The sequence below is a fragment of the Methylosoma difficile genome (genome assembly GCF_054657615.1).
Window position 1 is genome coordinate 1 of sequence record NZ_BAAHYJ010000004.1, and the last position, 13920, is coordinate 13920.

Annotated in this window: 9 protein-coding genes, 1 tRNA gene and 1 CRISPR repeat array; of the genes, 6 read left to right on the forward strand and 4 right to left on the reverse strand. The window is 49.9% G+C overall.

Annotated elements, in window-relative coordinates:
- A CRISPR array of direct repeats spans window positions 1-569; the repeat unit is 28 nt; unit sequence GTTCACTGCCGCACAGGCAGCTTAGAAA.
- 130 nt (window positions 570-699) lie between these two features.
- A tRNA-Ser gene (locus tag ACYQ1O_RS11615) sits at window positions 700-787 on the reverse strand.
- Window positions 788-963: 176 nt separating this feature from the next.
- A complete protein-coding gene (locus ACYQ1O_RS11620) occupies window positions 964-2865 on the reverse strand; it encodes an ATP-binding cassette domain-containing protein (RefSeq protein ID WP_459991860.1) in 1902 nt (633 codons plus the stop codon).
- 253 nt (window positions 2866-3118) lie between these two features.
- Between ACYQ1O_RS11620 and glgB the strand changes: the two genes are divergently transcribed.
- Entirely contained in the window at window positions 3119-5299 is a 2181-nt protein-coding gene (gene glgB, locus ACYQ1O_RS11625; protein WP_459991863.1) for a 1,4-alpha-glucan branching protein GlgB, read from the forward strand.
- 74 nt (window positions 5300-5373) lie between these two features.
- A complete protein-coding gene (glgA, locus tag ACYQ1O_RS11630) occupies window positions 5374-6819 on the forward strand; it encodes a glycogen synthase GlgA (RefSeq protein ID WP_459991865.1) in 1446 nt (481 codons plus the stop codon).
- Between the two features lie 38 nt (window positions 6820-6857).
- Here glgA and ACYQ1O_RS11635 read toward each other — a convergent pair whose 3' ends face one another.
- Window positions 6858-8084 carry a PepSY-associated TM helix domain-containing protein gene (locus tag ACYQ1O_RS11635; RefSeq protein ID WP_459991866.1) on the reverse strand — a complete coding sequence of 409 codons (1227 nt, stop codon included), beginning with the start codon at window positions 8082-8084 and terminating at the stop codon, window positions 6858-6860.
- 78 nt (window positions 8085-8162) lie between these two features.
- Here ACYQ1O_RS11635 and ACYQ1O_RS11640 point away from each other — a divergent pair, with 78 nt between their 5' ends.
- A complete protein-coding gene (locus ACYQ1O_RS11640; RefSeq protein WP_459991868.1) occupies window positions 8163-8417 on the forward strand; it encodes a type II toxin-antitoxin system Phd/YefM family antitoxin in 255 nt (84 codons plus the stop codon).
- Window positions 8414-8668: a Txe/YoeB family addiction module toxin gene (locus tag ACYQ1O_RS11645; protein WP_459991869.1), complete on the forward strand. Its 255-nt coding sequence runs from the start codon at window positions 8414-8416 to the stop codon at window positions 8666-8668. Before ACYQ1O_RS11640 ends, ACYQ1O_RS11645 begins: the two co-directional genes overlap by 4 nt.
- A gap of 63 nt (window positions 8669-8731) precedes the next feature.
- On the opposite strand, the gene ACYQ1O_RS11650 is transcribed toward ACYQ1O_RS11645, so the two are convergent.
- Window positions 8732-11290 carry a TonB-dependent siderophore receptor gene (locus ACYQ1O_RS11650; RefSeq protein WP_459991871.1) on the reverse strand — a complete coding sequence of 853 codons (2559 nt, stop codon included), beginning with the start codon at window positions 11288-11290 and terminating at the stop codon, window positions 8732-8734.
- A 332-nt stretch (window positions 11291-11622) separates the two neighbouring features.
- Here ACYQ1O_RS11650 and ACYQ1O_RS11655 point away from each other — a divergent pair, with 332 nt between their 5' ends.
- Both ACYQ1O_RS11655 and ACYQ1O_RS11660 read left to right on the forward strand, forming a co-directional pair.
- Window positions 11623-12831 (forward strand): GmrSD restriction endonuclease domain-containing protein, encoded by a 1209-nt coding sequence (locus ACYQ1O_RS11655; RefSeq protein ID WP_459991873.1) that lies wholly within the window; start codon window positions 11623-11625, stop codon window positions 12829-12831.
- The gene (locus tag ACYQ1O_RS11660; protein ID WP_459991875.1) at window positions 12828-13919 is read left to right on the forward strand and encodes an AAA family ATPase; all 1092 of its coding nucleotides are present in this window, start codon (window positions 12828-12830) and stop codon (window positions 13917-13919) included. Before ACYQ1O_RS11655 ends, ACYQ1O_RS11660 begins: the two co-directional genes overlap by 4 nt.
- Window position 13920: the final 1 nt, after the last annotated feature.

Genomic DNA, 13920 nt, shown 5'->3' on the forward strand with positions numbered 1-13920 from the left:
GTTCACTGCCGCACAGGCAGCTTAGAAAACCTTCGAGACGGTATTTTTTACCCGTGCTTTGTTCACTGCCGCACAGGCAGCTTAGAAAATAACAGGCGCAACAAAAACAAAAATAACTTAGTTCACTGCCGCACAGGCAGCTTAGAAAACACAAAGCGGCGTTGAGCGCGAGCCCAAACGGTTCACTGCCGCACAGGCAGCTTAGAAAGCTAAGATCAATTCTTTAAACGGTATGTGGATTGTTCACTGCCGCACAGGCAGCTTAGAAATGATGAAAACTTCGCCGACCCGTTCCTAGCTTGTTCACTGCCGCACAGGCAGCTTAGAAATAATGTTTGCAGCAAATGCCGTGGCGATTTGCGTTCACTGCCGCACAGGCAGCTTAGAAACAAGACGGTATGGCAACCGGTTTGGCTTCAATGTTCACTGCCGCACAGGCAGCTTAGAAAAGTCGCGCTTACAACGCCAGCGGCGCGGGTTAGTTCACTGCCGCACAGGCAGCTTAGAAACTGAATCATCCCTGCCGGAGTATTTTTCAGGCGTTCACTGCCGCACAGGCAGCCTAGAAAGTTTGGATGCCAAGACACGCTAAGGCGGTTAAAGCACAAACTGTTTGCACTTCGTTGGGCAATAAAAAACCCGCTAAGCCTTACAGCTTGCGGGTTTTTGTACTGCTTTGCATCTTGGCGGATGCTTAATTGGCGGAGAAAGAGGGATTCGAACCCTCGATACGTTGCCGTATACACACTTTCCAGGCGTGCGCCTTCGACCGCTCGGCCATCTCTCCTACTATTAGTTCCGCTGGGCTGCGGAAAGCCGGTAAGGATAATAGACTTTGCCTTCTGTTGCAATGGATTTATCGGCTTGGCTTAAGGGTTGGCGGTTAATTTAGACCGTTTGGGGTCTGGGTTTTAGGCTTCCCTGCCCTTTTCCGCATCGCCTTTAAGCGTGCAAACCCAATGCTTATTGCAGGGCTTCCAGTTCGTCCCAGCGCAGGAAAACGGCTTCCAGACGTTCTTCGGTGGCTTGCAGGTCGGCTAGGGTTTTGCCGACCAGGTCTTGATCCTTTTTGTAAAAATCGGCGGCGCTGGCTTGTTTGTTCAAGTCCGCCAGTTTGGCTTCCAGTTCTTCGATCAGTTTGGGCAGGTTGTCGAGTTCTTGCTGTTCTTTGAAGCTGAGTTTTTTCTTTTTCGCCGGTGTAGGCGCAGTTGCAGCGGCTGATTTGTCATTTTTTGCGCTGGCTTTGGGGATTGCCGCCGCGACGGCTTTTTTCTGTTCGGCATAGGCCAGCCAATCGCTGTAGCCGCCGATAAATTCGTCCACTTCGCCTTTGCCGTCCAGTACAAAAACACTGGTGACGACGTTGTCCAAAAAGGCTCGGTCATGGCTGACCAACAACAAAGTGCCGTCGTAGTTGGCGAGTTTTTCTTCCAACATTTCCAAGGTTTCCAAATCCAAATCGTTGGTGGGTTCGTCCATCACCAACAAATTGGCGGGTTTGGTGAACAGACGCGCCAGCAACAGGCGGTTTTTTTCGCCACCCGACAAGCTTTTCACTGGCGAGCGGGCGCAGGCGGGTGCGAATAAGAAGTCGCCCAGATACGACATCACATGGCGTTTAACACCGGCAATTTCGATGAAATCGCTGCCATTGCCAACGGTGTCAACGACGCTCATTTCTGGGTCGAGCTGGTCGCGCAATTGGTCAAAATAAGCGATTTCCAGATTAGTACCTTGCTCTACCGTACCGCTGGTGGGGTGGATTTGTTTTAGCATCAGTTTCAGCAAAGTGGATTTGCCCGCACCGTTTTCGCCGATCAGGCCGATTTTGTCGCCGCGTTGGATCAGCGCGGAGAATTGCCGGATGATGGTGCGTTCGCCGTAGCTGAAGGCGATGTCTTTAATTTCGATGACTTTTTTGCCAGACGTTGCGCCTTTTTGCAGGCCCAGTTTGGCGGTGCCTTGTTGCGTGCGGCGTTGGGCGCGTTCTTCGCGCAGTTTTTCCAAAGCGCGGACGCGGCCTTCGTTGCGGGTGCGGCGGGCTTTCACGCCTTGGCGTATCCAAGCTTCTTCGTCGGCAAGTTTTTTGTCGAATTCGGCGTTTTGGTTGGCTTCGTCTTCTAGGGCGGCGGCTTTGCGGCGCAGGTAATCTTCGTAAGTGCCTTGCCATGACACCAAATTGCCGCGATCCAAATCAATAATGCGCGTCGCCAGTTTTTGGAGGAAAGCCCGGTCGTGGGTGACGAACAAGACCGCGCCTTGGAAGGCTAAGATTTGCTCTTCCAACCAGAGGATGCTTTCAAAATCCAGATGGTTGGTCGGCTCGTCCAACAGTAGCACTTCCGGTTCGATTACCAAGGCTTTTGCCAAGGCCACGCGGCGTTTCCAACCGCCCGACAAGCCGCTGATTTTCAGTTCGCCCGGTAAATTGAGTTTGCTCAGCGTGGTTTCTACGCGTTGCTGGAAATGCCAACCGTTTTGCGCTTCCAAGGCGTGTTGCAAATCGCCCAGCTCGGCTAAAGCCTTTTCGTCTTCGTAATCCATGGTGGTTGACAAGGCGTGGTAGCGGGTGATGATGGAACCCAAATCGCCCAAGCCGCTGGCAACGGCGTCGTAAATGGTCGCTTCGTCAGGCAGTTCCGGCGCTTGTTCCAGCCATGACAGGCGCAGTTCGGGCTGCCGCCAAATGTCGCCGTGGTCGGCGTGTATGTTACCGGCAATGATTTTCATCAACGTGGATTTGCCTTCGCCGTTACGGCCTAACAGGCCGACCCGCTCACCGGCATCGAGTTGAAAATCGGCATTTTTTAATAAAGCGTGGGTACCAAAAGCAATGGAGGTGTTGGTTAAGCGGATTAAGGGCATTAGTTTTTTCGTCAGTTAGCTGTGTATTGCCGCCATTATAACGGACTGCACGGCAAAGAAGGTGCAGAAGCTGCAAGACGACAGACGAAAGCCGAAATTTGTCGGGGGTTTTGTTTGGAAAATCGTCTAACAAATCAGATTGGCGGCAATTGCTGATTTAAAAAACACGATGAAACGCTTATTACAAGCGGGTTTTAATTTGGTACTATTCCACAATTGGTTTATTTACATTCACTCACCGAGGCTCAATAGTATGAAAAAAAAATCTGTAGAGATGGTCGATAGCGATTCAATAAAAATTATTGAAGCCAAACATCACGACCCTTTTTCTGTGTTGGGCCGGCATCCGTGTGAGGAAGGCGTTACGGTTAAGTTTTATCTTCCTTATGTAGAAAACTTGGCGTTTGCCGACAGCGGTGTCACCATTCCGCGCATTCCCGGAACGGATTTGTTCCAATACCTCGCCAAAGCCGACGAGCTGCCCAAGCATTATCAACTGATCTGGACAGATAAGGACGGCAACAACCACATCGGCTACGATCCTTACGATTTTGACGTGCAATTGCCCGAATTCGACCGGCATTTGTTCGCCGAAGGCAAGCATTGGCATGTTTATAAAAAATTGGGCGCGCATCCGCATACGGCGGATGGTATCGACGGGGTTTTGTTCACCGTCTGGGCGCCGAATGCCGGACGGGTCAGCGTGGTGGGCGATTTTAACCGCTGGGATGGGCGTTGCAACCCGATGCGCAACTTGGGCAGCAGCGGCTTATGGGAATTGTTTATGCCGGGCTTGGCGGCAGGCTGTTTGTACAAATTTGAGGTCATGAACCGGCAAAGCCAAGAAATCTTGGTAAAAACCGACCCATTCGGACAACAATTTGAATTGCGCCCCAGCACGTCGTCCATCGTTGTGGCGGATTCCACCTATGCGTGGCAGGATGATGCGTGGCTGCAAGCGCGCACCCACCACGATTGGTTGCACGAACCGATGTCCATTTACGAGGTGCATTTAGGTTCGTGGCGGCGCAACCCTCAGGGCGATTTTTTAACTTACCGCGAACTGGCAAGCGAGCTGGTCGCTTATGTGAAGGCTTTGGGCTTTACCCACATTGAGCTGATGCCCGTCACCGAACATCCGCTGGATGCTTCGTGGGGTTATCAAACCACCGGTTATTTTGCCCCCACCAGCCGTTTTGGTTCGCCAGATGATTTCCGCTTTTTTATCGATACCTGCCATCAGCACAACATTGGTGTGATTTTGGATTGGGTACCCGCGCATTTCCCCAAAGATGCCTTTGGTTTGGCACGTTTTGACGGCAGCGCGCTGTTCGAACACGAAGACCCGCGCAAAGGCGAACACCGCGATTGGGGTACGCTGATTTACAACTATGGACGTAACGAAGTCCGTAACTTCCTGCTGTCCAGCGCCATTTTCTGGATGCAGGAGTTCCATCTTGACGGCTTGCGCGTCGATGCCGTCGCTTCCATGTTGTATTTGGACTATTCGCGCGAAAAAGACGACTGGATTCCTAACCGCTACGGCGGCAATGAAAACTTGGAAGCCATCGACTTCTTCCGCGAGCTGAACACCGTCACCCACGAACAATTCCCCGGCACGGTGATGATGGCGGAAGAATCCACCGCCTGGCCTCAGGTGACACGCCCCACTTGGCTGGGCGGCCTAGGTTTCAGCATGAAGTGGAACATGGGCTGGATGCACGACATGTTGTCGTACATGCAGGAAAACCCCATCCACCGCCGCTATCACCACGACAAGCTGACCTTCGGCATGTTGTACGCCTTCACCGAAAACTTCGCCCTGCCCTTCTCGCACGATGAAGTGGTGCACGGCAAAGGCTCGCTGCTCAGCAAAATGCCGGGCGACGAGTGGCAACGCTTCGCCAACTTGCGTTTGCTGTACACCTTTATGTTCACCTATCCGGGCAAAAAGCTGCTGTTCATGGGCTGCGAATTTGGTCAGGGTACGCAATGGAACTTCAACCAAGCCTTGGATTGGTATGTGGTCGATTACCCGCTGCACCGTGGTATGCAGGTGTTGGTGAAAGATTTGAACCATCTGTACCAAAACTATCCGCCGCTTTACAAACACGAGTTTGATTACCAAGGCTTTGAATGGATTGATTGCCGCGATGTCGAGCAATCGGTCATCAGCTATCGCCGTAAAGACGGCGAAGGCAACGAGATGGTCATTGTGCTGAACTTTACACCCGTCGTGCGCCAAAATTACCGTATCGGTGTGCCACAAGCGGGTTGCTATCAAGAACTGCTCAACTCTGACGGCAACAACTACGGCGGCAGTGATGTGGTCAATGGCGAGGTTTGGACGAATGAAATCCCGTGGATGGGTTTGCCTTGCTCGATCAACTTGCACCTGCCACCGCTGGGTGGCATGGTGCTGAAGCTTAAATAAACAGGCACGGCAAGGGTACGCACGCCGTACCCTTGCCATCAGCCGATTCCTTAAAGCAACAACCCAACGCTTACATGAAAAAAATCCTGTTTGTTACTGCCGAAGCGCATCCGCTCATTAAAACCGGTGGTTTGGCTGATGTGTCCGGCAGCTTGCCGAAGGCACTGGCGGAACTGGGCGAAGATGTCCGCATTCTGATCCCGAATTACCAAGCCATAAAATGCGCCGAAGCGGTGTATTTTAAAAGCACTGTCCGCATTGCTGACGCGGGCCGTAGTGTGGATGTCAACCTGCTGGAAACCCGCCTGCCAGATTCCAATGTCATCGTTTGGCTGGTCGATTTTGCCGAATACTTCGGCTTGCCGGGCAACCCTTACGTGGATGCCAGCGGCGAAGCTTGGCCTAACAATGCCGAACGTTTTGCATTGCTGTGCCGCGTTGCCGTTGAGGTCGCCCAAAACCGCAGCTATTTGGACTGGCAAGCCGACATCGTCCATTGCAACGATTGGCAAACCGGCTTGGTGCCAGCCTTGCTGTCTTTGGAAAGCCGCCGCCCCGCTACCGTATTTACCATCCACAACATGGCCTATCAGGGCGTGTTCGAAAAATCCGCCTTCACCGCGCTCAATTTGCCGAACGCGCTTTGGCATATGGGCGGCGTGGAATACAACGGCTGGCTGTCGTTCCTAAAAGGCGGCCTTGCCTATGCCGACCGCATCACCACGGTCAGCCCCACTTATGCCGATGAAATTCAAACCGCCGACTATGGCTACGGCCTGGAAGGCTTGTTAAGTTACCGCAAGTCTGTGCTAAGCGGCATTATCAACGGCATTGATGCCGAACACTGGGACCCGGCTGCCGATGCCTATATTGCCCAAGCCTTTGACAGCAAAACTTTAGCCAAAAAGCTCGGCAACAAAACAGCGTTACAAGCACAATTTGCTTTGCCGGTGGATAAAAAAATCCCGTTGTTTGCGCTGATTAGCCGTTTGGTTGAGCAAAAAGGTATCGACCTGATTTTGGAAAGTCTGGAAGATTTATTGGCAGAACCGCTGCAATTTGTGCTGCTGGGCAGCGGCGATAAAAGTTTCGAACAGCAATTGCTCGCTTTTGCCGAGCGTTATCCCAACAAAATGGCGGTCAAAATCGGTTACGATGAAGGCTTGTCGCATTTGATAGAAGCCGGTGCCGATGTCTTCCTGATGCCCTCGCGCTTCGAACCTTGCGGCCTTAACCAAATCTACAGCCAACGCTACGGCACCATTCCCATCGTCAGGAACACCGGCGGTTTGGCAGACACCGTGACCGATACCTTGCCCGAATCCATCGCCAACCACACCGCCACCGGCTTTGTCTTTAACGATGCCAGCCCCGGCAGCTTCACCGAAGCCGTCAAACGCGCCTTGCTGGTCTACAGCCTGCCCAAAGTCTGGAAACAATTGCAGGTCAATGGCATGAAGAAAGATTATTCTTGGCAGGAAAGCGCCAAGCACTATCAAGCCTTGTATCAGGACATTTAACCCGACAGCCGCTAGAAAAAGCCCGTTGGCGCAACGGGCTATCGCTGTTTGCCCCAGCGGCGGTTGTGGCTTCCTCGCTGCCTTCCGCCCATTTGTTTCGCCTGCCGTTTTTGCCACCAACGGATCACACCCGTCACAAACAACACCGGACACGCGAGACCTGACAAAAACACCAAAATCCGCCCCGTCCAACCAAATGCCTGACCGGAATGCAAAGGCCATTGCCAGTGCGTGAACACTTCGCCCGCCGTGCCGATGGCGGGGTCGTCCACATCTAAGATTTTGCCGCTGTATTGGTCGATCACCACGCAACGGCGATGCAGCCAACTGCCCTGCTCTGCCACGCCGTCTTTGCAGACTGTGTAAGTGTCGGTCGGCTGGGTTGCGGCGTAAAGCCAATCGGGGCGGCCTGTGGGGTAACGTTGTTCGGCAATTGCCACCGCTTCCGGCAGAGTGATTGACTTGGGGTTAGCGAGTGGATGTGATTGAAACCAGTAACGGTAAGTGACAGGCGAGAACAATTCCAACACAGGTACAACGCGCTCTGGGATGTCCATGTACACGCCGGAAAACAAGACCGGAACCAGCACTACTGTGGTGTAAAAGCCGGACGTTTTATGCAGATCAAAATTCAGCCGTTCTGCGCTAGCCCTGCGTTTGATGGTCAGGGCTTGCCGCCATTTTCCGGTCAAAGGCCACCAGAGAATCAAGCCCGTCAGTACGGAAATAATCAGCAAAACGCCCATGATGCCGACCACCGTATAACCCAAATCCTCGCCCAGCAATAAAGCATAATGCAATTCAAAAACCAAACCGATGAAGGTCTTTGGGATAAGGCTGTCGGATGAGGTTTTCAGACGTTTGCCGATGACTTGCGCGGTGTAGGGGTTAACGTAAACCTCCCAGTGTTCGGTCACCGCGTCGGCTACGGGCAAGGCATACACCAGCTTGAAAGCGGCCGCGTCATTGCGAGGATAATTGGCGAAAGTATTAACCGCTGTTTCCGGCATCGCCGCCTGTCCGGCTTGGAAAATATCCGCTAAAGGGCGATAGGCTGGATGGGTTTTCGGCACAGTGACGGTCAACAATTGTGGGTTGAGCAGTTCGTTGATTTCGGCATGGAACACCAGAATGCTGCCAGTAATGCCGAAAATGGATAAGAACAAACCTAAGGCCAGACCCAACCAAAGATGGACATTTAGCCATAGCTTACGACGGCTTTTAAGTTCTCTAAGAGAATTGCGTTGGGTATCTGGCTTATTCACAAATTGACCTTCATTCAATTGCATGATTTTGTATTTTAAGTACAATGATAAGTACTTAAAATACTTGGAGGCTTAACAATGGACACCATCAGTTATTCAAATTTTCGTAGCCACTTGGCTAATACCCTAGATAAAGTCAATGATGACCATGTGCCTATCTTAATTACCCGCCAAAATGGCAAACCCGCCGTCATTATTTCGTTAGAAGATTTTAAATCCTACGAAGCAACCGCTTACCTTATGGCTAGCCCTAAAAACGCCACGCGTTTAAATCAAGCCATCGCCGAAATTGAGAGCGGGAGAAGCGTCCAGCATCCGCTGATTGACGAATGATGTTGTCTTGGGCGGAGACCGCTTGGGAAGACTATCTCTACTGGCAAGCAACCGACAAAAAAGTGTTAAAACGCATTAACCTCCTGATTGCCGATATTCAGCGCCAGCCTTTTTCAGGCCTAGGCGATCCCGAGCCCTTAAGGCATAACTGGACGGGCTACTGGTCGCGCCGCATCGACCGCGAACATCGGATTGTTTACAAAGCTACCGATGATGCCGTCATCATTGCCCAATGCCGTTACCATTATTGAACGGATCGGATCGCATCCCTTCCAGACCGGAAGGGATGACAAACGCTGTTCCGGTTTGAATAACTAAAACTCCAAACGCACCGACCCCATCGCCGTCAGTGGCGCACCAGGATAAATGCCGACACGCGGCGGCGCATTTTGGAACGGATCTGTGGATTCGTAATAGGTTTTATCCAGCAGATTGCGGATATTGAATTGCGTAATCAAACGGGCATCGCCGAGTTGGCAGGCATAGCTGGTAAACGCATCCAAGCGGGCATAACCGGGCAAGACGAAGGTATTGTCGTTATCGCCTTCCCGCTCTCCGGCGGCGAACACACCCAAGCCAAAACTTAAGCCATTCAACGGCATGTAATGACGGATTTCATACTTGAGCCACAAGCTGCCGGAATGCTCCGGCACGTTGTTCAGGCGATTGCCTTGCAGGCCAGAATAATCCTTGGTGATACGCGCATCGGTAAAGGCATAGTTGCCGATGACGCTGACTTCGTCGGTTATTTGACCGCTCATGTCCAGCTCAATGCCTTGGCTGCGGGCTTCGCCAATGGCGGCAACTGCGAGTGGATCGGCGCTTTTAAAATCGCGGGTCATCAGATTTGCCTTGGTCAAATGGTAGTAAGCCAAGGTGGTGGTCAAGCGTTTGGCAAACAATTCGGTTTTTAATCCCGCTTCAAATTGCTCGCCAATTTCTGGGTTTATGGTCGCGCCCGAATCCGTCACGCCATTGTTTGCGCCAAACGAAGTCGTCCAATTGCCGTAAAGGCTCGCCCATTGCCAAGGCTGGTAGAGAATCCCCACCCGTGGGCTAAAGCCTTCATCTTGGCGTGACGGCAAAGCCGCTTCGGCGCCAGTAAAATTAGTGCCTGTTCCCACCCCTGTCGTTGCCCAATCATAACGACCACCGCCCAGAATATGGACTTTCTCCCAAAGCGTTATGTGGTCTTGAAAATAAGCGCCATACCAGTTATCCCTAAAAATATAATGGTTGATTCCGCCATCAGACGGCGTTGCCAATGCGGTGGCGTAATAGGAAGGGTCGATGCCGTACGTTGGGTTATAGATGTCGATGTCCAGCCCGGTCACCGGATCCATATAGTTGCCATAGAAGTCATAATTACCGACCGCCCGTAAATAATCCATGCCGATCAAGGTTTGATGGCTGACCCCGCCCAATTTGAATTTTCCTGCCAAATCCAAATTGGTCGAATAGGTTTCATTGTCGGAGGTTTGCGAAAAAATATTCCGCGAATACGTGCGGTTACCCGTGCTGGGATCAAGAAATTGCTCGACGGTAAAGCCATTGGCGGGTTTCACCGACGTATTTTTGTCGTGAATAAACGAAGCCAAAAACCGATTCCGCAATGTCCAATTGTCATTGAAGGCATGGCTTAAATTAAAACCCAGATTAACCTTGGAATTGGTGTCAACCGGATCGTTAGGATCAATAAAAGAGCGGCTGACAGGAATCGGCGCCGGACGGTTGCCAATCGCAAACAAGCCCCTATCGACTTGATAATCTTCGTGCAAAGCATCCACTTCCAACGACATTTCCGTGGCATCGCTAGGCCGCCACGTTAAAGACGGATTCACCACAATCCGGTCATTAAAGTTGAAATCCCGAAACGATTTGTTGTTTTGATACGCCCCCGTAAAACGGTAACTGAGCGATTTATCTTTGTTGACCGCATTGGTCGCATCCCATTCGGTGCGATAAAAATCATAAGAACCAAAACGCTGTTCCACGGAATAAAACGGTTCAGTCCGGGGTTTTTTAGTCACCAAATTCACTAAACCGCCAGGCTCGATGCGACCAAACAACACCGCCGCCGGGCCTTTCAGCACCTCGATACGTTCCAAATTGGCAGAATCAAATTGCGCCCCTTCGCCAATCCCTAAACCATTCGCCACCAGTCCGTTACGGAAAACCCGACCATTCCTAAAGCCACGGGTAATAAACGCATTGCTAAGCCCTAACGACGATTGCGGACGTACACTACTGACGTTTTCCAACGCATCTTTAATGGTGGTGGTTTTTTGGTCGCTCATCACCGATTTAGGCACCACCTGAATGGACACTGGCGTTTCCATTATCGGCGTGTCGGTTTTCGTGGCGCTCATGCTATTGGCAATTTTATAGTCTTGGTTATATGGATCATTCGGGTCATCATTCGCCAAACTGCCCATCACCTTCACCGTCGGCAAAACCGTTGCCGATGGCGGCTGGGCTGGCGTTGTCGCCGCAACGGGTATCAACATTTTCTGCAAAGTGACGGTATTGCCTTTGCCCAACTGATAACCCAACCCAGAACCCGCCAACAATTTAGTTAACGCCGCCGACAGCGAATAATTGCCGCTCACCCCCGGCGAATCCAAGCCCTTGACCATCTCCGCGCTATAAACAAACTGCACCCCAGACTGCTCCGCCAAACGGTTGAGCGCAGAATACAAAGGTTGCGGAGCGATATTAAAACGCTGATTATGGCTAACGGCAGCGCTATCGGCTTGGCTGGCTAGCGGCAACGTTAAGGCAAGCAAGCCAACACATAAGGGTAAAACCAGCAACTCGGACGATGGCTTGTTTTTGGGCTTGCCTGTTTTGAAAGAGGTTTTCGATTTACGCATGAAGAGTTCCCAGTGATGAAGATAATCACAATGGGAACGGTTGGGATGGGGGAAAGCCGTAGTGGTTGGGAGTGTGGCAAATTGTCGCGGGTGGGTAAGCGGCTAAAACGGTGTTTGCTTTGCAGTGCAGGCAGTCGGCTATTCTTGCTTGTCTTTATACTGGATGAAGAATCGAATAATTATTTGGAAGTAATGATTCGGATGTGGAATTAGTCAAAAACCATCGATAATGAATAACCTTCATACCCTTTGATTATGAAAGAATCTGGCTTATAACGATGCTGTTTGCTATCGTACCGTTTAATTTTTTATGTTCTAACCCTGAGAAATTCATGGAAACACAAGAAAACTTTTATGACATCAATGAAGTGAATATCTCCGATGTAGAAAACAAGTTAGATGATGAGGATAAATCTGGTTCTGACCTGAAAATGAAGCCATGGAATCCAGATGATATTCGAATTACGACTAAGAACTTCACTATCCGAGAGATTTATACCCAAATTCAAGATAAAGCTCCTGACCAAGAAAAAGAACTAGATAAAGAACTAGAGCTTGCACCCGAATTTCAACGATCCTTTGTTTGGAATGTCAAGCAACAGATACGTCTTATTGAAACAATACTTCTAGGTATACCACTCCCTGCTTTTTACTTTAACCAAGACAAAGACGGCGCCCAACAGGTGATTGATGGCGTTCAGCGTCTCACGACAATTAAACGTTTTATGTCTGATCAATTAGAATTAAAAGCAGAATACCTAGAATATCTAAGCCCGCTAAAAGGCTCGACATTTTCAGCCCTTGATCCCGCTAACAAACGTCGATTTGCTAGTACTCAAATTGTAGCTCATGTAATTGAGCCACAGACACCGGATGACGTTAAATACGATATTTTTAATCGGGTAAATACAGGCGGAAGTCCACTTACTGCACAAGAAATTCGCCACTGCATGAGCAAGATGCGTTCTCGTGAATTCTTACGCAAGCTCGTTGAAAGCGAAAGCTTCGATAGTGCAATGGGTAAACTTTTTTGGGAAAATTCAGATGGTCAATGGGTTCGTGACAGCAAACGCATGACAGACAGGGAAATGGCACTGCGTTTCTGCGCTTTTTATTTTGAGTCTTTTTTAAAAGAATATGCAAAAGCTTCTAGTTTGGATGCGTTTCTTTTGGATTTTTCCCGTTGGATTGACAAGAAAGCTAAACTTGCGGAGTTAAATCAACTAGAAATAGCGTTTCAGCAAGCCATGCAAAATTGCTATCAAGTTTTTGGTAAAGGAGCGTTCCGTCGATGGCTTCCAACTAACCAATCTGCAAGAGGTAGTATTAACAAAGCAATTTTTGAATCACAAGCACTAGCTCTAGCGGACTATCATCCCGATATTGTTCTTGCCAATAAAGATGCTATTCAAAAAACGCTATGTGAGCTTTTTAATGATCCTGACTATGAAACTGCCGTGAGTTATGGCACTGGTTCTTATAAAAAAATAAAAGAACGGATTACTAAACCTCGTGAAGCCTTGGAGAAAATTCTTAAATGATAAATGAACTCCAAATTTATGGCTTCAAAATGTTTACAGAAGTCGTCTTTAAAATGGCACCGCTTACTATTTTAGCTGGTTTGAATGGCGCAGGAAAAACCTCCGTGATCCATGCTTTACTATTGATACGTGAAATTGCTCGCCGCAACGACAAAATTGCTAGGTTGAACGGCCCATATGGTTTGGATTTAGGCACTTTTGGGGATATTCAAAACTGGAAAACTCAAGACCCCGTGCGCTTTGTTCTTACCGACAAAACTAGCTATATATATTCGTGGGAACTGGGAGGAAATCCGACCTCGCTTTATGCTGATATACAAAAACATCCGCAGGAACTTCCACCAGTTTTCAAAGCTGGTGAGCGGATGTTTCAGTATCTTTGCGCCGAACGCTTTGGTCCCCGCAACATATTGGGTTCTGCCGCACTACCTTCTGAACAATTGGAGGTAGGATTTCGCGGTGAATACAGTGCGCAGGTTTTGTACGATCTTGGTAGCCTTTCCATTGATGCTTCCCGCAGATGTCCAGATGCAGGGGAAGCTGATGCGGCCTTAGTGAAATTTGAAACTGAGAGATGGCTATCGCGTATTGCTCGCCCTGTACAGATTGATACTGAGTCCATCCCGATTAAGACAGTAACTGCATTGCGTTTTCGAGTTCCTGGCGGAGAGTGGGTTCGTCCTCCTAACATGGGTTTCGGTGTCACCTATGCCCTCCCGGTGATTCTAGCCGGACTTACGGCTGGGAAAGATGGAATTTTGATTGTAGAGAATCCCGAAGCCCATCTGCATCCGGCAGGTCAATCTCAAATGGGCTATTTTCTTGCTTCTATTGCCTCAGCTGGTGTACAGGTAGTGGTAGAAACCCACTCTGATCATGTCTTGAATGGTATTCGTCGCGCTATTGGGGAGCATCGTATTTTGTCTGAGAATCAAGCAGTCATTCATTTTTTTGATGTTGATGGTGCCCCGCCTCAAACCCTAAGTTTTACCGAAACCGGAGGTATTGCTTCTTGGCCACGCGGATTTTTTGACCAATACCAACTTGATGTTACAGCTCTTACTCGTGTACGTAGACGAAAGGAGTAGT